Raw genomic sequence first — 20,989 nt, 5'->3', positions numbered from 1 at the left:
AAGTGGCTTTCCAAAAGGGGCTATAAAGTATACTACAGTATTATAGTAGCATAGAAAGGAGAAAAATGCAATGAAAATTACAATAGAATTTAATGAAAATGATATTGAAAAACACAGAAGCGAAATTGTGGAGGCATTACTTCAAATTACTGATATAGGTTATGTATCACAAACAGATATGCAAAAACCAGAACAAAAGCAGCCAGAAGTGGAAAAGAAACAAGCAAAACCAGTAAAACAAACTCCACAATATGATGTGGTAGACCTCCAAAAAGCAGCGTTTGAAAAGGCAAAACAGATTGAAAATGGTGTTGAGAAAGTGAAAGCACTGATTAAAAAGTATGGTGTAGAAACGCTCCCAGAAATGGACAAAAAGCATTATGAAGCATTTTTAAAAGAGTTAGAGGAGTTGGTATGATGGCGGAACACGCAGTACTATCGGCTTCTAGTGCCAAAAAGTGGCTAAACTGTACGGGCTCGGTGGCTATGGAGAGCGTCATGCCATATGAAGAAAGCGAGTTTGCAAAAGAAGGTACTGTAGCACACAAGCTAGGTGAATTGAAAATAAAAAGAGAGCAAAACGATATATCGTATGTGGAATATTGCAAGGCGGTAGAAGGACTTGAAATAGATGAAGAAATGCAATGTTACACAGAAAATTACAAAGATTTTGTGATAGAAAGGTATCATAATGCCCTACAAAAATGCAGTTATGTCACATTAGAACTAGAGAAAAAAGTAGATTATTCAAAGTATGCAAAAGAAGGTTTCGGTACTTCTGACGTTGTGATAGTGACAAGTGGCTATTTGGAGATTATAGACTTGAAATATGGCAAAGGCGTGAAAGTGGAGGCTCGAAATAATTATCAGTTGATGTTGTACGGCTTAGGGGCTTTAGAAGCATACGACTGGCTATATGATGTTAACACTATTGTAATGACAATATATCAACCACGTATAGATAATATCAGTACATTTGAACTGTCTAAAAGCGATTTGTGCCAATGGGGAGAAAGTATCAAGGATATTGCGGAAATTGCCTATAATGGTAATGGTATGTGTGTTGCAGGAAAACATTGTACAGAGGGATTTTGTAGGGCATTGCCAAAATGTAAGGCATTTTCGGAATACGTGGGTAGTATTGAGCAATACCAAGATAAAGCAATAGAAATGTTGTCAAATGATGAAATAGCAGAAATATTGTACAAAGTAGATGATTTGGTAAAATATGCTAAAAAAGTAAAAGAATATGTTTTGAAACAGATGTTGAATGGAGAAGAATTTACAGGCTACAAACTGGTAGAGGGCAGAAAAAGCAGGTGTTACAGTGTGTCGGATAGTGAAGTTGTTGCTATGCTTTTGCAAAAAGGGTATACAGAAGATATTGTATACAAAAAAGAATTGAGAAGTGTTGCGGATATGAAAAAGGTATTAGGGGCAGATTTTGATGGCGTACTAAGCGAATTTGTTTTAACAAAAAGGGGAAATCCTACTATCGCAACGCTTGAGGACAAACGCCCTTTGTACAACAGTGCGGAAAGTGATTTCAAGGACATAAATGTTGATACTTTTTGATACTAAAAATAAATTACATATAATATGAAGGAGGAAAAAATATGAGTATTAAAGTAGTGATTGGTGAGGTTAGATTTAGTTATGCGAATGTGTGGGAGCCTAAAAAAATGGAGGGCAGCGACGAGGTAAAATATTCCACCTGCGTGCTGATACCCAAAAGCAACAAAGACGCTGTTAGAAAAGTGATGAAAGCCATTGAGGAAGCAAAACAAGAAGGAATTGTGAAGTTCGGCGGAAAAATTCCTAACAATTTAAAATTGCCTTTGAGAGATGGTGACAAAGAAAGAGAGGACGACGAAAATTTCACAAATTGTTATTTTTTAAATGCAAGTTGTAAATTTGCACCTGGCGTTATTGACAGAAAAAAACAGCAAATAATAGATACAACAGAGTTTTACTCGGGCTGTTACGGCTATGTTAGTCTAAACTTCTATGCCTTTAACACCAACGGAAACAAAGGCATTGCGTGTGGTCTGAACAATATTATGAAAACACATGATGGAGAATTGCTCGGCGGTAGAAGTAGGGCGGAAGACGATTTTGCAGACATCAACATTGATGACAATGTAGAAGAAGGTTTTTACACAGTAGACGAAAATGATGATTACATATTTTAGTAGAAAAGCAAAGCCCCGCTTGTAACAAAGTGGGGCAATTTTATAAAAAGGAGTGATGAAATATTGCAGAATATGAAAAAATACAAAAATTGGGTATGCCATAGAAACAAAATACCCATTGACCCCAATACGGGACAAAATGCCAAAAGCAATGACCCAAATACTTGGGGGACATATCAACAAGCTAAAATGCTTATGGAATGTGACAAAAGTATAAGCGGTTTAGGTTTTATGTTTTCTAATACGCCCTATGTGGGCATAGACATTGACCACTGTATACAAGATAAAAAGTTTAGCGATTTATCACGTGAAGTCATTACCACAGTTCAAAGCTACACCGAAATTAGCCCCAGTGGCACGGGCGTACATATCATTTGCAAGGGCAAATTGAACGGTGCGGGGAGAAAAAATAGTGAATTGGGACTTGAGATTTACGATACGGGTAGATATTTTACAGTGACAGAAAGGGCTTTGAAAAATTTTAAAATAATAGGAGAAAGACAGCAGGAAATTGACAGCATTTGTGAAAAATATTTTACAGAAAAAAAGCCCCAAACTATGCCAAAACAACAAGCCATAAGCTATTTAGAGGACGAAAAAATAATTGATATGGCTTGTAGAAGCAAAAACGGTGTGAAGTTTTTTGATTTGTATGAAGGAAATTGGCAAGCCTATTATAAAAGTCAATCTGAAGCGGATATTGCACTTTGTAACATTTTGGCTTTTTGGACGGGCGGTGATGGTGACCAGATGGACAGAATGTTTCGTGCAAGTGGCTTGATGCGTGACAAGTGGGACGAAAGACACGGCTTACAAACTTATGGCGATATGACCATTACAAAAGCGATAGACGATTGTAATATTTTTTACGACCCTACCGCTATGCAAAATAACGCCATTAATAAGGTAGAAACACCATCAAATATCCACCAAAACGAACAAAATCAAGCCCAAAATGCAGAAAACCCGCCCGAAATGCAGTCAAATGAAGCGGAAAATGCAGAAAACGAACGCTTTCTTGATAGATTTCATAAGTTTAATGGCAAGGGACAGATAACGGGCGTGTTTGATGCCGAAATTGCAGAACATATTATACAGACAGAATACATTATATGCGTTAGAGGTGTGATGTATTTGTATCAAAATGGTGCGTATCGTGTAGATAATGACGGAAATTTCATCAAAAATATCATACAAAGTTTGATTTATAAAGAGTTTCAAAATTCTCATACGATAAACAGAATTTACAACTTGATTGCTATGCAGTCTTGTATACAAAAGAGTTATGCAGATGTCAATAAATATCCTAGTAGTTGGATAAATTTTAAAAATGGTATGCTTAATGTTGAAAATATGGAGTTATTGCCTCACGACCCGAAATATTATTCTATGAACCAGATACCGCACGATTTTAAACAGATTTATAAACAAGATTTGCATAAATATCCACATTCTCAACACTTTCTTAAAACTTCCCTTGATGTGCCAGATATTGATACAATTTTCCAGTATATGGGTATCTGTATGACACATAGTACAGCGTATCAAATATTTTTATTGCTAAAAGGTGAAGGAGCAAATGGAAAAAGTGTACTAATAGATATGTTTCATGCGGTGATAGGAGAGCAAAATATTTCAAGTTTGTCTATGGAAAAACTCACGCAACGCTTCTTTTCATCGCAATTACTTTTTAAATTGTGTAATACTTGTGCGGATATTTCCAAAATTACTATAGATGATGATGCAGAATTGAAAAAAATTATAGGTAGTGATGTCATACAAGCGGAATTTAAGGGCAAAGATAGCTTCACATTTAGACCATACGCCAAAATGCTTTTTAGTGCAAATAGATTTCCTTATGTCGATGATAAATCTGAAGGATTTAAAAGACGTTTGAGAGTAGTTGAAATGAATAAAAAACCACAGCAGAAAGATATTTATTTGAAAGAAAAAATGTTGAATGAGTTGGATTTTTGGATATGTATGGCAACAACAGGGCTTAAAAAGGTGCTTGGGCAGAATGACATATATGAAAGTGAAAATAGCAAAAAGGTAAGAGAAAATATACATAAAGAAAGCGATAGTGTATATGCTTTTATTGAAGATTGCTTGATAATAAAAGAAGGACATAATGTTAAACGTTCTGAAGTATTTAGGGAATATGATGATTATTGTGCTTATTATGAACGTGTTAGAGTGAAAAAGAAAACGTTTTTTGATGAACTGAAAGCGAAAGGTTTTGAGACAAGTAGGAACAGAGAAGGCTATGTGATATATAAAAATTTTGATTTTTCACAATGGAGATATGAAGAGCAAATATATTGTCCTAAATCAAAATGACTATAGTAAGTAACGACAAAAAGTGATGATAAAAATGAAATATGAATAGCAAGAGTATTATATAAAATATATTATTTTAAAAAATGACTATAGCAAGTAATGATAAAAATAATAAAATGATGATAAAAATGACGACAGATTTTTTTTAAAAATATCATCACTGAAAGCCTTGATATTACTAGGTTTTTGAAACAATGATGACAAAACTGATAAAATTTTTAGGTGTTTTGTATATTTTAAAAAACGATATATAAATCCATATATTATAAAAAAAAGAGGATAGCAAAAATTTTTGTCGTCATTTATACATTAAAGTGTTAAAGCAAAATGACCCTATGGATTGTGGGCTAAAAGGAGTGTGGAGCAATGAGAGAAAAGTTAATTGAGCAATATTTTGTAAAGAAAGTGAAAAAGGCAGGAGGGTTGGCGTTGAAGGTAAATTCTACCAGTATGAAGGGATTGCCCGACAGAATGGTGCTACTACCGAATGGAGTGTTATTTTTTGCGGAAATCAAAGCGACGGGAAAAAGGGCTAGGGCGTTGCAGAATTTCGTACATAAAAAATTGAGGGGGCTGGGGTTTGCTGTTTACGTCATAGATAGTTATGAACAAGTAAAGGAGGTTTTGACGAAATATGAAATTTATACCGCACGACTACCAGAAAATGGCAATACAGAAAGTGCTTGATACCCCTAGAGTTGGTTTGTTTTTGGATATGGGACTAGGCAAAACCGTTATTACATTGACTGCTATAAACGAGTTAATGTATTGGAATTTTGAGATAACAAAAGTTTTGGTAATTGCACCGCTGAGAGTGGCAGAAGATACTTGGAGCAGAGAGTGCCAAAAATGGGAACATCTCAAACATATTAAAATCGTGAAAGTTTTGGGAAAAGTGACACAAAGAGAAAAGGCACTTTGTGACAATGGTGACGTTTACATTATCAATAGAGAAAATATTGTGTGGCTGGTAAAAGAAATGAGCAAAAAAGGGAATAATTGGTATTTTGATATGGTAGTCATTGATGAATTAAGTAGCTTCAAATCCCCTAAATCGCAACGTTTTAAGGCACTGAAAAAATACATACCGCTGTCTAAAAGAGTGGTCGGTTTGACGGGAACCCCTGCCCCTAACGGCTTTATGGACTTGTGGAGCCAACTCTATTTGATTGATGGGGGCGAAAGGCTCGGTAAAACATTGACGTATTACAGAGAGCGTTATTTTGTGCCAAATCAAAGAAATGCTACTACAATATTTAATTACACTATCAAAAAAGGAGCGGAAAATGCCATAAAACAGCAAATTTCTGATATTTGCGTGAGTATGCAAGCAAAAGATTGGCTCAAATTGCCCGCTAGAATGGATTTGATAGAGGCAGTGACATTTTCGGAATGTGAAAGAAAACAGTACGAATTGTTCGAAAAAGAAAGTTATTTGCAGTTTTTGGAACAGGAAATCACTGCAAATACTGCTACAGCATTGACAAATAAACTACTACAATATTGCAATGGTGCGGTATATACACAAGATGGCGGTCGTGTAGAGGTAAATCGTAAAAAATTGGAAAGATTGGAAGAAATCGTTGACACCGCAAACGGACAACCTATATTGTGCTTTTATAATTTTAGGTTTGATTGTGACAGTATAATAAAAAAATTTCCTTTTGCCGTGAAATTAGAGGGAGAAAATGATATAAAAAATTGGAATGATGGCAATATTCCTTTGCTTCTGGTGCATCCAAAAAGTGCAGGGCACGGGCTGAATTTACAGCAAGGCGGTAATATTATAGTATGGTTTGGGCTGAATTGGAGTTTAGAGTTGTATCAGCAGGCTAACGCCCGACTTCACAGACAGGGACAGCAAAAAGCGGTGATTATACACCATTTGATGGTAGAAGGCACTATTGAAGAAAGAGTTTTTCAAAGCCTACAGAAGAAGGAAAACGTACAGGAAGGGCTTTTGCAGGCTTTGAAAGTGAAGTATGAAAGACAAAACCTTGAGGGCTAGCCCTCAAACTCCTACAAGCCTTTGAAAAGGCTTGAGCGAAACTTTAAAAGCGAAACATGCGTTTCGCTAAAAACTTTTGCTTTTGTAATAGTATATCATACAGTATTGTGATAAACAATAGGAGGCGGAATTTATGAAAGCAAAAGAATATTTACAGCAATTACAAAAATTGGATATTATAATCAATCAAAAATTACAAGAATTGTACGAATTGAAAAAAATGGGTGGTATAAAGTGTATAGATTATACAATGGAAAAAGTGCAAAGTAGTCAAAAACATTGTGCTACTTTTGAAAATGTTTTGATAAAAATAATAGATATGAAAAATGAAATCAATGCTGAAATTGATAGATTTATTGATATGAAACATAACATTATCAATCAGATACAATCATTAGAAAGCTACATATTTATAGAACTACTTTATAAAAGGTATGTGGAGTACAAAAGCCTAGAAGTGATAGCGGTAGAGATGAATTATACATATCAATATATTAGAAAGTCGCACAAATATGCCTTAGAAGAATTTGAAAAGTCAACAAAAATCAACACCAATATGTGATATAATGGTAGTATGAAATATTGGGAGTAGTCAAAGGGCTATTCCCTTTTATTATTTATTTTGTTAGGAGGTGTGGCACATGACAGCAAAACAAAAGCGTTTTTGTGAAGAATACCTTGTTGATTGCAATGCCACACAAGCGGCTATTCGAACGGGGTATTCTAAAAAGACAGCGAGAGCAGTAGGACAAAGATTGTTGACAAATGTTGACATTAAAAAATATATAGAGCAGCAGCTTCAAAAGCTGAAAAATGAGAAAATCGCCGATGCACAGGAAGTGCTAGAGTATTTGACTTCCGTTATGAGGGGGGAGCAGAAAGAGCAAGTCGCTTTGTTGACGGGGGAAGGCGTACAGGATTTGGTGCAAAAAGATGTTTCAGCGAAAGACAGAATAAAAGCCGCTGAACTTATAGGCAAACGCTATGCTTTATTTACGGAAAAACTAGAATTGCAAGGCGAAACAACGATACAGATTGTGGACGACATACCAATGCAAGAAGGCGATACTGTTTGATTAGTTTAAAACAGCTTATAGCACCATCATTTTATGAAATTCATAACGATTTGAAACAATTTCGACATACCCATTATTGGCTGAAAGGTGGCAGGGGTAGCACAAAGTCATCGTTTATATCACTAGAAGTGATACTCGGTATGATGAAAGACCCTCAAGCGAACGCTGTTGTACTAAGAAAAGTCGGTCAAACGCTTCAAAGTAGTGTTTTTGAGCAGTTGCAATGGGCGGTGTCGGCACTAGGCGTTGAAGCGTATTGGCAAAGCAAAATTAGCCCTATTGAAATGAAGTATGTTGCTGACGGACACGAAAATAAAATTGTATTTCGAGGGGCTGACAATCCTAAAAAAATCAAATCTATCAAATTTAGTAAAGGCTATTGTAAGTACATTTGGTATGAAGAGGTTGACGAATTTGCTGGTATGGAAGAAATTCGTACTATCAATCAGTCGTTGTTGAGGGGCGGTAGTGATTTTGTGGTGTTTTATTCCTATAATCCGCCTCAAAGTCAGTCAAATTGGGTGAATGAGGAAGTGTTGCAGAAAAGAAACGACCGTCTAGTACATCATAGTACATATTTGACCGTGCCGCCTGAATGGCTGGGGGAGCAGTTTTTGATAGAGGCGGAGCACCTCAAAGCCGTGAAACCGCAAGCCTATCAACATGAATATATGGGCGAAGTTACCGGTACGGGCGGTGAAGTTTTTACCAATTTAACACTTAGAGAGATTACGGATAGTGAAATCAGTCACTTTGACCATATCGCTAGGGGCATTGACTGGGGCTATGCCGCTGACCCTTTTCACTATACTGTCAATCATTATGATAAAACAAGAAGGCGTTTGTATATCTATTATGAAATTCAAATGCTGAAATTGAGCAATAGAAAGGCAGCGGAATTGGTGAAAAAAGAGAATAGATGGAATGATGTTGTAATATGTGACAGTGCAGAGCCAAAAAGTATAGCAGAAATGTATAGCTATGATTTAAGGGTATTGAAAGCAAAAAAAGGTTCTGATAGTGTGCAATATGGCATAAAGTGGTTGCAGGATTTGGAAGAAATTGTAATTGACCCTAAAAGATGCCCTAACACCGCTAGGGAATTTTTGGAGTATGAACTCGAAAAGGACGCAAACGGTAATTTTAAAGGCTGTTTTCCAGATAAAAACAATCATAGTATTGACGCTGTACGCTATAGTCGTGAGTTCGATATGAGAAATGTTAAAATTGGATAATATTTGACCTAAACAAGTCGAAAAACTGTTCTTTTTTTATGCTCAAAAATATTAAGGTAATCACTAGAAAGGAGATTTTAAAAATGAACTGGCTAAAAGAATTGTTGGAGAAAGAGAAAGATAGTCAAGAACTAGAAAAACAAATAGCCGAAAAGCTAAAACAGGAGTATGTGCCTAAAGCCGATTACGATGCGGTTGTGGTTGCTAAGAATGGCTTAGAGGGGCAGATTGCTCAAAGGGACAACGACATAAAGGCGTTGAAGGAAGGGGCAAAAGATAACAAGGATTTGCAGAAAAAGTATGATGAATTGCAGGAAAAATACAAAACAGACACCCAAAATCTACAAAAACAATATCAAGATAGTCGCAAAAATAGTGCCATTGATATGGAGATTATGAAGGCAAAAGGTAAAAATACTAAAGCAATAAAGGCATTGCTAGATATGGAAAATATCACGTTAAAAGAAGATGGTACGCTTATAGGGCTTGACTTGGAAGGGCTCAAAAAGTCCGATGGCTATTTGTTTGAAGTGGAACAAACACATAGACAGGGCATTGATGGCGGTGTTGGTAGTGGTTTTGGATATGAGAGCAAAAATAACAACAAAAATACATTTGCAGAAAGCGTATTCAGAACATTAGGAATAAATCAAAATAAATAAGGGAGGTATCAATTATGGCGAATACTTTAGAATTTGCAAAAAAATACGTACCAGTGTTAGATGATTGTTATAAACATTTGTCTAATACGGCAAATATGGACGCAGGAAAAAAAGTTGATTTTACGGGAACAAATGAGGTAAAAGTGCTTATTACAAATGTAGATGGCGGTATGGGTGACTACTCCAGAATAAATGGTTACCCTAAAGGCGATGTTAGTGCAACATGGGAAACATTAAAATTGACAGAAGAAAGAGCAAAGGAACTTAATGTTGATAGAATGGACAATGAAGAAATGGAAAATGTTTTTGGTATTCTCACAGCAAGATTTATGGAAGATTATGTTGTGCCAGAATTAGACGCTTTTCGTTTTGCGAAGTATGCAAGTGCAAATGGCATTACAAAAGCCACACCAGCAATATTGACAAAAGATGACATTATAGCAGAAATTGACGAAGCTATAAGACAATTAAATGCTGATGAAATACCTATTGCAGGAAGGGTGTTGTACATCAATAGCAACTTACAGCCGTTGTTAAATAGTGCTTTGCCTAGAAGTTGGAGTAGTCAAGGCAGTGTTAGTACACTATTGACAAATTACAATGGTATACCTATTAAATATGTGACACCTTCTAGGTTTTACAGCGAAATTGAATTAAATGATGGTAGCACAGCTTGGGGTTACAAAAAGTCTGAAAATGGTAAAAATATCAATTTTATGCTGATATATCCAGAAGCAATATTGCAAGTAGTAAAATTTGCTTTACCTAAAGTGTTTACGCCAGACGAAAACCAAGACAAGGATATGTGGAAATTTCAGTTCAGAATATATCACGATGCCTTTGTATATGAAAATAAAGCGAAGGGCATTTATTTGCATACTGCAACAAATTGATGGGGGTGTTATGATATGAAAGTGTATAAAAATGGTATTTGTAGGGAAATTGACCAAAAAAGAGAACAAGAATTTAGAGAAAAAGGATATACCATAGAAGGAAAAACGACTACTGATACTGTAGAGGTGTTGAAACAAGAAAAGGAAGTGTTAAAAGCAGAAAATGAAGCACTAAAAGTTGAAAAGGAAGCATTAAAAGTTGAAAAGGAAGCATTAAAAGTCGAAAAGGAAGCACTAAAAGTTGAAAATGAAGTGTTAAAAGCAGAAAATGAAGCATTAAAAGCACATACGGGCGGTGAGGAAAATGCTGACACAGGCGGAGAGATTGGAGAAACTAAAGCTACTACTAGGGGTAAAAAATGAAGAAAAAGACAATATATTGTTATTTGTGATAGATAAAGTAAGTGATATGGTGTGCAACTATTGCAATATAAAACAAGTGCCTAAAGGGCTTGAAAATGTGTTGTTGAATATGGCAGTAGATTTGTACAGAGCAGAAAGTTTAGGACAGGAACAGGCCGAAGGAAATGTAAAAAGCATTACAGAAGGTGATGTGACAGTGTCATTTGCTTCTGCTAGTGCTATCAGTGAAAATAGTGGTATGCAGTTTTTGAAAAACTACACGGCACAACTAAATAGATATAGGAGGTTAGGCTGGTGAAGTATTCTGATTTGGTGAAAAAGCATATTGAAAAGTTGTACGATGGTGTTTGTACTATTATGTATTATGAAAAAAAACAGGGGATTATTAACAACACAATGTTAGCAATCAAAGCGAAAAATGTAAAATGTAGATTAAGTTATAAAGATGATAATGCAGTAGTACAAACAGAAAGCGTTGCAAAAGTGTCACGAACAATAAAGCTGTTTTTGCCACCAGATACTGAAATCAAAGAGGGTTGCAAGGTGATTGTGACGCAAGAAGGTGAAACAAATGCTTTTATTTGTGCGGGAAAACCGCTTAACTATGGCAGTCATAAAGAGGTTGTGTTGGAGTTAGAAAAGAGGTATGCTTAATGGCAAATTGGGGACAAGTAGATTTTTCGGAATTGGTGGCGTTGAGAGATAAATTTCAAAATTTGCAAAATATAATAGATGATTTTTGTATACAAGTTACACAAGAAATATCACAAGATTTTGTTAAGGCTGTTATAGCAAAAACACCCGGCGGGCAAACAGGTGCACTAAAAAATAATTGGGTAAGCAATATTATAAAAGAGGGTAATATATATAAAATTGAAGTGATAAATCCCTTAAAATATGCGGAGTTTGTAGAGTTTGGGCACAGACAACAACCAGGTCGATATGTAAAAGCAATAGGAAAAAGACTAAAAAAGGGCTGGGTAGAAGGAAAATTGATGCTAACCATAACAGAAAGAGATTTACAAAGAAATTTAGATAAAATCATAAGAGAAAAAGTAAATGCGTTTATAATGGAGGCGTTGCAGTAGTGGTAAATCAGTTGACTATGGCAATCGCTAGAGCGATAAAAGAGCAATTTCCACAAACAGATATTTTTACGGAACAGTTAGAGCAAGGATTTGAAAGTCCTTGCTTTTTTGTTTTGTGCATTAGCCATAAAGAGCACGATAGGCTTGATGTAAGATTTTTGACGGAACATACATTTTGTATTTCTTATTTTCCACAAAAAGGAAATCAAGAATGTTGGGAAGTACAGTCGAAATTAAATAGACTATTGGAATTGATTGCACTTGACGATGGTTCACTTGTGAGGGGTACAAACAGAAAAGGGGAAATTCATGACAATGTATTGCATTTTTTTGTAGATTATGATTTCTATATGCTCAAACGAAAACAACCAGACGAATATATGGAGGTGTTGAATGTTTATGAAAAAACTAGAAACGGTAGAAAATGAAAAGCAACAAACAAAACAACAAAAACTGTATACAAAACAAAATGTGTTACAAAGTAAGAGGTTTGAAGCATACAAAGATATTTTCACTGTAAAGCTGAAAAAGGATAAATTGTATAGTATGAAGGAATTGGAAGAAATAGAAAAAACGATGAAGCAAAAAGGAAAACAAGAAAGAAAGGAGCAGTAATTATGGCGTTAGGTGGAGGAACATTCACGGTACAAAATAAAATATTGCCCGGTGCGTACATCAATTTTGTATCGGCGGCAAATGCTTCTACAACATTGTCTGATAGGGGCGTTGTGGCAATGCCTTTTGTGGCAGATTGGGGCAAAGAAAATGAGGTCATAGAAGTCACAAATGAAGAATTTTTCAAAAATTCAGTGAAGTTATTTGGCTATGACTACACACACCCACAAATGCAGATGTTTAGAGAAATATTTAAAAATGCTAAAAAAATGTACGGCTATAGGCTCAATAGCAATGCCCAAAAAGCCCAAAATGCCTATGCAACAGCGGTGTGTGGCGGTACAAGAGGAAATGCTATTACAATAGTGGTAGAAAATGATGTCGATGTAGAAAACGGCTTTATTGTTAGGACGCTTTTGGATAATGTAGAGCAAGATAGACAGACGGTTTTGACTGCGGAAGAATTGAAAAACAATGATTTTGTGACATTTCAAAAAGAGGTAACGTTAGAAGCTACTGCAGGGATACCACTAACAGGTGGTACAGATGGGGAAGGTAGAACGCCCCAAAATTATCAAAAGTTTTTAGAAAAAATAGAAAAATACAGCTTTCACGCACTGGGTTGCAATTCTCCAGAAAAAGAAATCGTTGATTTGTTTATTGCGTTCACAAAAAGAATGAGAGAGCAACACGGCGTAAAATTTCAAACAGTGGTATACAGGGCAGAAAATGCTGATTATGAGGGTGTAATATCTCTTGAAAATAAGTTGTTGAATGTGGATTATAACTTATTTGGTGACTTTTCACTTGTGTATTGGCTTACAGGGGCAGTTGCTGGTTGTGCCGTGCAAAGTAGTCTAACAAATAAAATTTATAATGGAGAATATGACATTGATACAGATTATACACAAACACAATTAGAGCAGGTGGTAGAAAATGGTAAATTGATATTTCATAAAGTTGGTGACAATGTGTGTATATTAAAAGACATTAACAGCCTTGTGACGCTCACAAAAGAGAAAAACCAATATTTCCAAAGTAATCAAGTGGTTAGAGTGCTTGACCAGATAGGCAATGATATCGCTAGTATATTCAATAGTAAATATCTGGGAAAAGTGCAAAATAACTATGCAGGACGTATTGCTTTTTGGAATGATATTGTAGATTTTTACAACAAGCTACAAAGAATAGAAGCAATTACTGATTTTAATGCAGAGGATATTGTAGTAAAACAAGGAGAAAGTAAAGAGAGCGTTGAAGTAACAACATATGTCACACCAGTACAGTCTATGGAAAAATTGTATATGACAGTAATAGTAAGATAGAGATATTAGGGATTTTGTCCCTAATACCCTACAAGCTTTTTGAAAAAAGCTTGACAAAAACTTTTTGAGAAAAACTGGCGTTTTTCTATATTTTTTTTAGCGAAACATACGTTTCGCTTTGAAAGTTATTTGTTTCTTTCTTTCAAGGCTCACCGCCAAGATAGGCGGACGCCGCTAGGTGGCTTTTGCGTAGCAAAAGTGATAAAAAGAAAGAGGTTGTTAAGGTTTTAATAGAAAGGAGAATAAATATGGCTTTTCATACAATGCGTGCAAAGGATAGTATAGCAGGTAGTAGCGGAGAATGTTATGTTTTGATTGATGGTAGACGTATCAATTTTATGTCCGCTGTAAAAGTAGAAGCAACCGTTGAAAAAATAAAAGTAGAAGTGCCTATATTGGGGCAAAGAATGAAGGGAAACAAAACAGTAGGTGCAAAAGGTACCGGTACGGCTACATTTCATTACAATACTTCAATATTCAGAAAAGCTATGAAACACTTTGCCGATACAGGGAAAGATATGTATTTTGATATGATAGTGACAAATGACGACCCTACCAGTGCCGCAGGCAGACAGACTACAATATTAAAAGGCTGCAATTTAAACAAAACCGTTGTAGCAAAAGTGGACGCCAACAACAACAACTATTTAGAAGAAGAAATTGATTTCACTTTTGAAAGCTGGGATATGCCAGAAGAATTTAACGAATTAGAAGGAATGTGAAAGGAGCAATACATATGAATTTAAGTGCATTTTTAAATCCAATAGAAAAAGAAAACAAAAAGGTAGTAGTGAGTGATAGATTTGTAGAAAATGGCAAGCCTGTAGAATGGGAAATTAAAACAATATCAGAAGAAAAAGAAGAAGCCATTAGAAAAAGCTGTACTATAAAGAAAAAAGGCAAAAATGGTGCTATGGAAAAAGAACTTGACGAAAATTTGTTTAATGCAAAAATGGCAGTAGAAAGTATAGTATATCCAGATTTGCAAAATGCAGAATTGCAAGACCATTATAATGCCTTAGGGGCAGAGGATTTGCTCAAAAAAATGCTTACAAGTGGAGAATATTGGTCATTTGTGCTTTTTATACAAGAATTTAACGGCTATGGTAAAACACTTGATGATATGGTGGATGAGGCAAAAAACTAATGAAAGAGGGCGACGCAGAAACGACTATTGCATATTTATGTTTTAGAGAGTTTCATATGTTGCCCTCTACATTTGTAAATTTGCCCAGACAAGAAAAAGCAATGATTGTTGCATTTGTAAAGCAATGGGCAGAGGATTGTAAAACACAACAAAAACAGTTCAAAAAATAAGGAGGTGAGGGTATGAGTGTTATTGATGAAGTGCTTGCTTATGTGGATAGGCAAATCGGTAAGAGTTACAGCCAATCAAACAGATACGGCAAAAATAGTTTTGATTGTTCTAGTTTGATATATAGGGCGTTTGATGCTGCAGGGGTGAAGCTGATACATAAAGATACAGGTGGTAAAGTAGATATTAGTAGTAATGAATGTTATGCAAAAGGTTTTGAATTGGTTTATCCGGATAGTTATGCTAAAATTGGTAAAAATCTGCCCTCCCCTTCTAACATTACTGAAAAATATCAAGCGGGTGACATCATTTTTTGCTGTACAGATAATTCCACAGCGAGGGCAAATAAAATTACACACGTTATGATAGTAAATCAGTACGGCGGCATTACCCACGCCGCCAACCCTCGTGATGGCGTTGGTAAAGTGGGAAAAAATACATATTCTACTAAAGTTTGTGCACTGTTGCGGTATCAAGGAGAAGGTTATACAGGTAGTGGCGGCGGTTCTGGTGGTTCTGAAAATGCTTCAGAAAGCAATAACAAAGAAATTACATCTATACAAATTGTGTATGGTGAGGATAACAAGCCCGTTGCAAAAGCAAATGATGAATTAAAAGGCATTAGGAAGTTAACGAGGAATGCTCGTGAACTGCTTATTGAACACAAAGGCAATGTTATGTTACCTATTGCTTGCGAGAGTGTAACAGTAGAATTTAGTAGAAGAAGCACCGCAGGAAAATTGCAATGTAAAGTGTTAAAAGATGACAAATTAGACTTTCACGAAGGCGATGCGATAAGTTTTCAAGTCAATGGCACGCCTTATTTTTATGGGTATGTTTTCCAAAAATCAAGAGTGGGTGACGGCATTATTAACATTATTGCGTATGACCAGTTACGTTATCTCAAAAATAAAGATACTATGATATTTGGCGGAACGGCTACAGAATTATTGCAATTAATAGGTAAGAATTTTTCATTAAAGCTAGGAAGTGGCGTTGAAAATACTGGTTTTTCGGCTCAAACAAGGATATTTGACAACAAAACACTTTTTGATATGTTAGAAGAAATACTTGACGATACGTTAATTGCTACAGGTAAAAATTTTGTACTTTATGATGATTTTGGTTTTCTATTTTTGAAAGATATGGAAAATATGGTACTTGATGACTTTTTGATAAACGACAGTAATATACAAGATTACAGTTATACTACTAGCATTGACAGTGATACTTATAACAAAATCAAACTTGCCTATGACAATAAAGAAACAGGTGTGAGGGAAGTTTTTCAGACGCAAAATGATGAAAATATGGGGAATTGGGGCACGTTGCAGTATTATGAAAAAGTGAGTAGTAAAGAATTGGCAAAAGTGAGAGCGGAAGCCTATTTGAAAATATATAACAGAAAGACAAGAAATTTACAGATAAAAGGAGCGTTCGGTGACATTAGAGTGAGAGCTGGCACGGGAATTTATGTCAATTTGGACATAGGTGACATTGTGCTAAACAACAGAATGTGGGTGGAAAAAGTCAAGCACACGTTCGAGCAAAATTTACATACTATGGATTTGACATTAAAAGGCTGGGAATTTGTAGAGTAAAGACAAAGACAAAGACCTTGAGGCGTTGCCTCAAACTCCACTTCCTTTTTGGAAAAAGAAAGCGAAAAACTTTAAAAGCGAAACGTGCGTTTCGCTAAAAAATCTAATAGAAAAACGCTAGTTTTTCTCAAAAAGTTTCGCTCAAGCCTTTTCAAAGGCTTGTAGGGTTTTAGGGACAAAGTCCCTAAGGTCTTAAAGCTTTAAAGTCTTAAAAGTAGGTGATGTTGTGGCAAATGAGGAATTATTTCTAAAAATAATAAAACAAGCGGCACTTGATGCCGTGCAAAATAGTAGCCCGTGCGATTTCTGCATTGGTGTGGTTGTAAGTGAAAGCCCTTTGTCTATACAGCTAGACCAAAAATTGACGCTTACAGAGGATTTTTTACTTTTGACAAGAAATGTCACAGATTACACCATTACTATGGTTGTAGACCATACTACAGAGCCCGAAATGGGCGGTAGTTGTGGGGAACATTGCAGAGAACACAGTCACGATTATATAGGAGAAAAAGAATTTATAGTCAAAAATCATTTGACGGAAGGCGAAAAAGTTGTACTTGCAAAAATGACAGGCGGTCAAATGTTTATTGTATGGGATAGATTGGGGGTATAGCAGTTGTTTTTGACACAAACAGATTTAATCAATGCGAAATTGATGGCAGAAGGGGCATTGAATGAAAGTGATATACTAAAATACATCATAAATGATGATGTAAATAGCCAACAAAAAAAAGAAATGCAGAAAGGTGAAAGGTATTATAATGGGGAACACGATGTACTACAGAAAGATTTTACTAGTTCAAAATTATTGGAAACAGAGAAAAAAGAGGGAATAGTACAGCAAAAAATTACCACATTTCGTAATGTCAATAGAAGCAATCACAAAAATATCAATGCCTTTTTGAAAATATTGGTAGACCAAAAAACCGCTTATTTGGTGAGCAAAGAACCCACAATTAAAGTGTCTGGTGCAGAAGAAAATACAGAACAAAAAGCATATGAAAAAATGTTGTGTGAGTTTGCAAATGACAACTTTAATGAAGTTTTGCAGGATTTGGTGACAGGGGCAAGCTGTAAGGGCTTTGAGGTATTGCACATTTACTATGACGATAATGGAGAATTGCAGTATTGCATTGTGCCAGCGAATGAGATAATAGCGATTTACGACACAAATAATCAGAAAGAACTACTTGAAGTAATACGCTATTATGATATTACAGTAGTTGAAAATGGACAAAAATATATTCGCAAAAAAGTAGAATGGTGGACAAAACAAAATGTCACATATTATATTGAAAAAGAAAGCAATTTGTTTGTAAAAGATACGTCTATTTCGGTCAATCCCGCTCCCCACTATTGGAGTATTACAACATTAGACGGCTTTCAGAAAAACAAACAAGGGCATAGTTGGGGACGTGTGCCTTTTTTGTTGCTCAAAAATAACCGAAACAGTACCACCGATTTAGAACATATAAAAGGCTTAATTGACGCTTATGACCTCATATCTAGTGAAGGTACAAATAACTTTTTAGACCTTGTGGAGTTGTACTGGGTAATATATGGTTTTGGTGGCGATGAAGCAAGCACTGTAACAAAAAAATTGCAGATAAACAAGGCTGTTAATATGATGGGTTCGGGTGAAGATGGTAGAGTTGAGGCAAAACAGGTCGAATTGCCCGTTGCTGGTAGGTTAGAGTTTCTCAAAATGTTGAGAAAAGATATATTTCATTTTGGTATGGGTGTTGATACCGATAGTGACAAATTTGGCAATGCCCCATCGGGCGTTAGCTTGAAATTTCAGTACACGCTACTAGACCAAAAAGCGGGCAATATGATAGCAAAATTAAGAAAAGTCATAAAAGAATTGTTATGGTTTGTGACGGAAGATTACAACAGTAAAAACGGTACAAACTACAATGCCAATGACATACAAATTGACATTAACAAAAATATTGTCACAAATGATGTTGAAACGGTGAATATGATACAATATAGTAAGGGAATTGTTTCGGACAAAACGCTTTTGAGTATGCACCCGTTTGTATCAGATGTCAATGCAGAATTGCAGGAATTGGAGGCTCAAGAGCAAAAAGAGTTAGAAAAGTTTGGTGATATGTATGCCACAAAATGACTATTGGGAAGAACGATTTTTGTTGCTTATGGAGATGTTGCTGAAACAGGGTGACGATTATATACAACATTCTGCAAACAATTACATAGCGACTATGGCAGAAATTGAAAAGGATATAAACAATTTTTATATGAGATTTGCCAATGAAAACGGTATCACATATCAGCAGGCAAAACAGTTATTGACAAGTGAACAACGACAGGCTTTTCAAATGGAAATTGACGACTACATAGCATACGGACAACAAAACGGACTTGATGATGTGTGGATAAAAAAGCTAGAAAACGCCAGTACGCTTCACAGAATAACAAGGCTACAGGCAATACAATATCAATTAAGACAGCAAGTGGAAAAGCTAGAAGCCCAAAAAATAAAGGGCATTACAGAAACACTCAAAAACATCTACAAAGAAGGGTATTACCGCACCGCTTACGAAATACAAAAAGGCACTGGCATAGGGCAAGCATTTTCTAAAATAGACGAAAATAAAATTGATAAAGTGTTAGCAAGGGCTTGGGCTCCCGATGGTAAAAACTTTTCTGAAAGGGTATGGGGTACAGATAGGACACAACTGATTTATCAGCTACAAACACGATTTACACAGGGCATTATAAGGGGCGAAGGCTCTCAAAAAATCATAAAAGATATGTCAAAGGCACTGTATAGTTCACGAAAAGCCACAGAAAGGCTTGTGTTAACAGAAAGTGCCTTTGTTGCGTCTGCGTCCAGAAAAGATACTTACGAGAATTTAGGAGTAAAACAGTACAAAGTGCTTGCGACACTGGACATAAAAACAAGTGAAATGTGTCGTAAGCTAGATGGTAAAGTGTTTGACTTGAAAGACTACAAAATAGGGCTTACTGCTAACCCTTTTCACCCAAGATGTAGAAGTACCACAGTACCAAACATAGATAGCAAATACATACAAAATCAGCAAAGAGCTGCAAGAAATAAAGAAGGTAAAACTTATTATGTGCCATCTGATATGACATATGAACAGTGGCATAAAACTTATGTAGAAGCCGACACTGAATGGCTGTTGCAGGAGAAAAAACATCAAAATAAGAGTGTAGATAAAAAACAGTATGAACAATATAAGGCGGTTTTGGGGAGAAAAGAAGTCGGAAGTTTTGACAATTTCCAGAATATGAAACATAGTGATAGTGAAAAATGGAGTGGTTTTAAAAAGAAATATGCAGAAAAAAGTCCTAATAGCAATATAGAAAAATTTAAGGTAGAAGCTTCAAAACAACTAGAGAATTTGACAGAACAAGAAAAAACAGCCCTTAAAAAATATACTGGAAATAGTGCATATCAAATCAATAGAAAACTTGCAAAAGGTGAGGATTTAGGAAAATATGCAGAACAAGCGGAACAAATAAGTTCTGCATTACAGAAATGTGAAATACCAAGAAATATTGTTGTACAAAGAAAAACAATATTAGAACATTTGAATATTCCTGATGAGATAGTGCAACAAATAAAGAACAATAAAAATTTAATTGTTTTATTAAAAAATAAGGTTATAACAAATAAATCATTTACATCAACAAGCATTATTGATTTTGATTATCCCCCTAGAGATGTGGTTATAAAATTTAAAGTGCCTAAAGGGTATAAAGGTGCATCTTATATTAAAAGTGCAGCTTATCAAAAATATCAAAATCAAGAAGAAGTTTTATTTGATAGAGGATTGAAATATAAAATTGTATCTGCTAGAATAGAAAATAATAATTATTGTTTAGAAGCGGAAGTGATACTATGATAGAAGAAAAAGAACCAATGATTGAAAATCAAGATGATGTTCCTACTAGTTGCCAAGTAGTTTATGGTGAAGCTGAAATTACATCAATACCAATATGTTCATTCTGTAAAAATGAAATATTAGAAATATATGAAGGTTGCAAAAATTGTAAGGTTTATGGATTTGCACCAAATGAATACTTAGATAATCATAATAAACGAGATTGTAAAAAATTTGAATTAGATAAAGATGGTATATTTTATAAATATTATAGCCATTTGTTAAAAAGAGATTGACAAAATAATTGACCTGAACAAGTCATAAAACTGTTCTTTTTTTATGCTTAAAAATATTAAGGTAATTTTTTTCGCAAGAATGCGAAAAACCATTCGTACATTTGA

At 35.2% G+C, this 20,989-nt stretch carries 26 protein-coding genes; all 26 read left to right on the top strand.

What is annotated here, in order from left to right:
• Positions 1-70 precede the first annotated feature (70 nt).
• Positions 71-418, top strand: a complete 348-nt coding sequence (locus C820_RS11795; protein WP_004033569.1) for a hypothetical protein — start codon at positions 71-73, stop codon at positions 416-418.
• Positions 418-1,575 carry a DUF2800 domain-containing protein gene (locus tag C820_RS11790; protein ID WP_035295463.1) on the top strand — a complete coding sequence of 386 codons (1,158 nt, stop codon included), beginning with the start codon at positions 418-420 and terminating at the stop codon, positions 1,573-1,575. Before C820_RS11795 ends, C820_RS11790 begins: the two co-directional genes overlap by 1 nt.
• A gap of 41 nt (positions 1,576-1,616) precedes the next feature.
• A complete protein-coding gene (locus C820_RS11785; RefSeq protein WP_004033573.1) occupies positions 1,617-2,192 on the top strand; it encodes a DUF2815 family protein in 576 nt (191 codons plus the stop codon).
• A 72-nt stretch (positions 2,193-2,264) separates the two neighbouring features.
• The gene (locus C820_RS11780) at positions 2,265-4,532 is read left to right on the top strand and encodes a phage/plasmid primase, P4 family (RefSeq protein ID WP_242824474.1); all 2,268 of its coding nucleotides are present in this window, start codon (positions 2,265-2,267) and stop codon (positions 4,530-4,532) included.
• Positions 4,533-4,898: 366 nt separating this feature from the next.
• Positions 4,899-5,219 (top strand): VRR-NUC domain-containing protein, encoded by a 321-nt coding sequence (locus C820_RS11775; RefSeq protein ID WP_004033578.1) that lies wholly within the window; start codon positions 4,899-4,901, stop codon positions 5,217-5,219.
• Positions 5,167-6,540, top strand: a complete 1,374-nt coding sequence (locus C820_RS11770) for an SNF2-related protein (RefSeq protein WP_004033580.1) — start codon at positions 5,167-5,169, stop codon at positions 6,538-6,540. Before C820_RS11775 ends, C820_RS11770 begins: the two co-directional genes overlap by 53 nt.
• Positions 6,541-6,673: 133 nt before the next feature.
• Complete coding sequence (locus tag C820_RS11765; protein WP_004033582.1) at positions 6,674-7,102, top strand: hypothetical protein; 429 nt, start codon at positions 6,674-6,676, stop codon at positions 7,100-7,102.
• 79 nt (positions 7,103-7,181) lie between these two features.
• Positions 7,182-7,616 carry a terminase small subunit gene (locus C820_RS11760; RefSeq protein WP_004033584.1) on the top strand — a complete coding sequence of 145 codons (435 nt, stop codon included), beginning with the start codon at positions 7,182-7,184 and terminating at the stop codon, positions 7,614-7,616.
• Positions 7,613-8,851: a PBSX family phage terminase large subunit gene (locus tag C820_RS11755; RefSeq protein ID WP_004033586.1), complete on the top strand. Its 1,239-nt coding sequence runs from the start codon at positions 7,613-7,615 to the stop codon at positions 8,849-8,851. Before C820_RS11760 ends, C820_RS11755 begins: the two co-directional genes overlap by 4 nt.
• Positions 8,852-8,934: 83 nt before the next feature.
• Complete coding sequence (locus C820_RS11750; protein WP_004033588.1) at positions 8,935-9,513, top strand: phage scaffolding protein; 579 nt, start codon at positions 8,935-8,937, stop codon at positions 9,511-9,513.
• 14 nt (positions 9,514-9,527) lie between these two features.
• Positions 9,528-10,406, top strand: coding sequence for a hypothetical protein (locus C820_RS11745; RefSeq protein ID WP_004033590.1), 879 nt, complete (start codon positions 9,528-9,530; stop codon positions 10,404-10,406).
• A gap of 15 nt (positions 10,407-10,421) precedes the next feature.
• Entirely contained in the window at positions 10,422-10,769 is a 348-nt protein-coding gene (locus tag C820_RS11740) for a hypothetical protein (RefSeq protein ID WP_004033592.1), read from the top strand.
• A complete protein-coding gene (locus tag C820_RS11735) occupies positions 10,711-11,067 on the top strand; it encodes a phage head-tail connector protein (protein WP_004033594.1) in 357 nt (118 codons plus the stop codon). Before C820_RS11740 ends, C820_RS11735 begins: the two co-directional genes overlap by 59 nt.
• Complete coding sequence (locus tag C820_RS11730) at positions 11,064-11,423, top strand: hypothetical protein (protein WP_004033596.1); 360 nt, start codon at positions 11,064-11,066, stop codon at positions 11,421-11,423. The genes C820_RS11735 and C820_RS11730 overlap by 4 nt, the downstream gene beginning before the upstream one ends.
• Positions 11,423-11,857, top strand: coding sequence for an HK97 gp10 family phage protein (locus tag C820_RS11725; protein WP_004033597.1), 435 nt, complete (start codon positions 11,423-11,425; stop codon positions 11,855-11,857). The genes C820_RS11730 and C820_RS11725 overlap by 1 nt, the downstream gene beginning before the upstream one ends.
• On the top strand, positions 11,857-12,285 hold the full coding sequence (locus tag C820_RS11720; protein WP_004033599.1) for a phage tail terminator family protein: 429 nt from the start codon (positions 11,857-11,859) through the stop codon (positions 12,283-12,285). The genes C820_RS11725 and C820_RS11720 overlap by 1 nt, the downstream gene beginning before the upstream one ends.
• Positions 12,257-12,472 (top strand): hypothetical protein, encoded by a 216-nt coding sequence (locus C820_RS11715; RefSeq protein WP_156801378.1) that lies wholly within the window; start codon positions 12,257-12,259, stop codon positions 12,470-12,472. The genes C820_RS11720 and C820_RS11715 overlap by 29 nt, the downstream gene beginning before the upstream one ends.
• Before the next feature lie 2 nt (positions 12,473-12,474).
• On the top strand, positions 12,475-13,797 hold the full coding sequence (locus C820_RS11710; RefSeq protein ID WP_004033602.1) for a phage tail sheath family protein: 1,323 nt from the start codon (positions 12,475-12,477) through the stop codon (positions 13,795-13,797).
• Positions 13,798-14,045: 248 nt separating this feature from the next.
• On the top strand, positions 14,046-14,519 hold the full coding sequence (locus tag C820_RS11705) for a phage tail tube protein (RefSeq protein WP_004033604.1): 474 nt from the start codon (positions 14,046-14,048) through the stop codon (positions 14,517-14,519).
• 14 nt (positions 14,520-14,533) lie between these two features.
• Positions 14,534-14,944: a phage tail assembly chaperone gene (locus C820_RS11700; RefSeq protein WP_004033606.1), complete on the top strand. Its 411-nt coding sequence runs from the start codon at positions 14,534-14,536 to the stop codon at positions 14,942-14,944.
• Positions 14,944-15,114 (top strand): hypothetical protein, encoded by a 171-nt coding sequence (locus C820_RS11695; RefSeq protein ID WP_004033608.1) that lies wholly within the window; start codon positions 14,944-14,946, stop codon positions 15,112-15,114. Before C820_RS11700 ends, C820_RS11695 begins: the two co-directional genes overlap by 1 nt.
• A 12-nt stretch (positions 15,115-15,126) precedes the next feature.
• Entirely contained in the window at positions 15,127-16,713 is a 1,587-nt protein-coding gene (locus tag C820_RS11690; RefSeq protein WP_004033610.1) for an XkdQ/YqbQ family protein, read from the top strand.
• Positions 16,714-16,939: 226 nt separating this feature from the next.
• Positions 16,940-17,326: a DUF2577 domain-containing protein gene (locus C820_RS11685; RefSeq protein WP_004033612.1), complete on the top strand. Its 387-nt coding sequence runs from the start codon at positions 16,940-16,942 to the stop codon at positions 17,324-17,326.
• Positions 17,327-17,329: 3 nt separating this feature from the next.
• The gene (locus C820_RS11680) at positions 17,330-18,844 is read left to right on the top strand and encodes a phage portal protein (RefSeq protein WP_004033614.1); all 1,515 of its coding nucleotides are present in this window, start codon (positions 17,330-17,332) and stop codon (positions 18,842-18,844) included.
• Positions 18,822-20,609, top strand: coding sequence for a minor capsid protein (locus C820_RS11675; protein ID WP_251855626.1), 1,788 nt, complete (start codon positions 18,822-18,824; stop codon positions 20,607-20,609). Before C820_RS11680 ends, C820_RS11675 begins: the two co-directional genes overlap by 23 nt.
• The gene (locus tag C820_RS11670; RefSeq protein ID WP_251855595.1) at positions 20,582-20,884 is read left to right on the top strand and encodes a hypothetical protein; all 303 of its coding nucleotides are present in this window, start codon (positions 20,582-20,584) and stop codon (positions 20,882-20,884) included. Before C820_RS11675 ends, C820_RS11670 begins: the two co-directional genes overlap by 28 nt.
• Positions 20,885-20,989: the final 105 nt, after the last annotated feature.

It is taken from the genome of Clostridium sp. MD294, assembly GCF_000364165.2.
In the GTDB taxonomy this organism is placed as follows: domain Bacteria; phylum Bacillota; class Clostridia; order Lachnospirales; family Anaerotignaceae; genus Coprocola.
Note: the sequence above shows the minus strand (reverse complement) of the source record. Positions and strands in the feature narration are given on the sequence as shown.

Excerpts from the sequence above, each read along its gene's own strand:
- C820_RS11775 (WP_004033578.1), top strand. The coding sequence starts at position 4,899 with ATGAGAGAAAAGTTAATTGAGCAATATTTTGTAAAGAAAGTGAAAAAG.
- C820_RS11695 (WP_004033608.1), top strand. The coding sequence starts at position 14,944 with ATGAAAGAGGGCGACGCAGAAACGACTATTGCATATTTATGTTTTAGA.
- C820_RS11780 (WP_242824474.1), top strand. The coding sequence starts at position 2,265 with ATGAAAAAATACAAAAATTGGGTATGCCATAGAAACAAAATACCCATT.
- C820_RS11735 (WP_004033594.1), top strand. The coding sequence starts at position 10,711 with ATGCTGACACAGGCGGAGAGATTGGAGAAACTAAAGCTACTACTAGGG.
- C820_RS11690 (WP_004033610.1), top strand. The coding sequence starts at position 15,127 with ATGAGTGTTATTGATGAAGTGCTTGCTTATGTGGATAGGCAAATCGGT.
- C820_RS11795 (WP_004033569.1), top strand. The coding sequence starts at position 71 with ATGAAAATTACAATAGAATTTAATGAAAATGATATTGAAAAACACAGA.
- C820_RS11750 (WP_004033588.1), top strand. The coding sequence starts at position 8,935 with ATGAACTGGCTAAAAGAATTGTTGGAGAAAGAGAAAGATAGTCAAGAA.
- C820_RS11740 (WP_004033592.1), top strand. The coding sequence starts at position 10,422 with ATGAAAGTGTATAAAAATGGTATTTGTAGGGAAATTGACCAAAAAAGA.
- C820_RS11725 (WP_004033597.1), top strand. The coding sequence starts at position 11,423 with ATGGCAAATTGGGGACAAGTAGATTTTTCGGAATTGGTGGCGTTGAGA.
- C820_RS11770 (WP_004033580.1), top strand. The coding sequence starts at position 5,167 with ATGAAATTTATACCGCACGACTACCAGAAAATGGCAATACAGAAAGTG.
- C820_RS11785 (WP_004033573.1), top strand. The coding sequence starts at position 1,617 with ATGAGTATTAAAGTAGTGATTGGTGAGGTTAGATTTAGTTATGCGAAT.
- C820_RS11715 (WP_156801378.1), top strand. The coding sequence starts at position 12,257 with ATGAAAAAACTAGAAACGGTAGAAAATGAAAAGCAACAAACAAAACAA.
- C820_RS11790 (WP_035295463.1), top strand. The coding sequence starts at position 418 with ATGGCGGAACACGCAGTACTATCGGCTTCTAGTGCCAAAAAGTGGCTA.
- C820_RS11760 (WP_004033584.1), top strand. The coding sequence starts at position 7,182 with ATGACAGCAAAACAAAAGCGTTTTTGTGAAGAATACCTTGTTGATTGC.
- C820_RS11745 (WP_004033590.1), top strand. The coding sequence starts at position 9,528 with ATGGCGAATACTTTAGAATTTGCAAAAAAATACGTACCAGTGTTAGAT.
- C820_RS11705 (WP_004033604.1), top strand. The coding sequence starts at position 14,046 with ATGGCTTTTCATACAATGCGTGCAAAGGATAGTATAGCAGGTAGTAGC.
- C820_RS11700 (WP_004033606.1), top strand. The coding sequence starts at position 14,534 with ATGAATTTAAGTGCATTTTTAAATCCAATAGAAAAAGAAAACAAAAAG.
- C820_RS11710 (WP_004033602.1), top strand. The coding sequence starts at position 12,475 with ATGGCGTTAGGTGGAGGAACATTCACGGTACAAAATAAAATATTGCCC.
- C820_RS11765 (WP_004033582.1), top strand. The coding sequence starts at position 6,674 with ATGAAAGCAAAAGAATATTTACAGCAATTACAAAAATTGGATATTATA.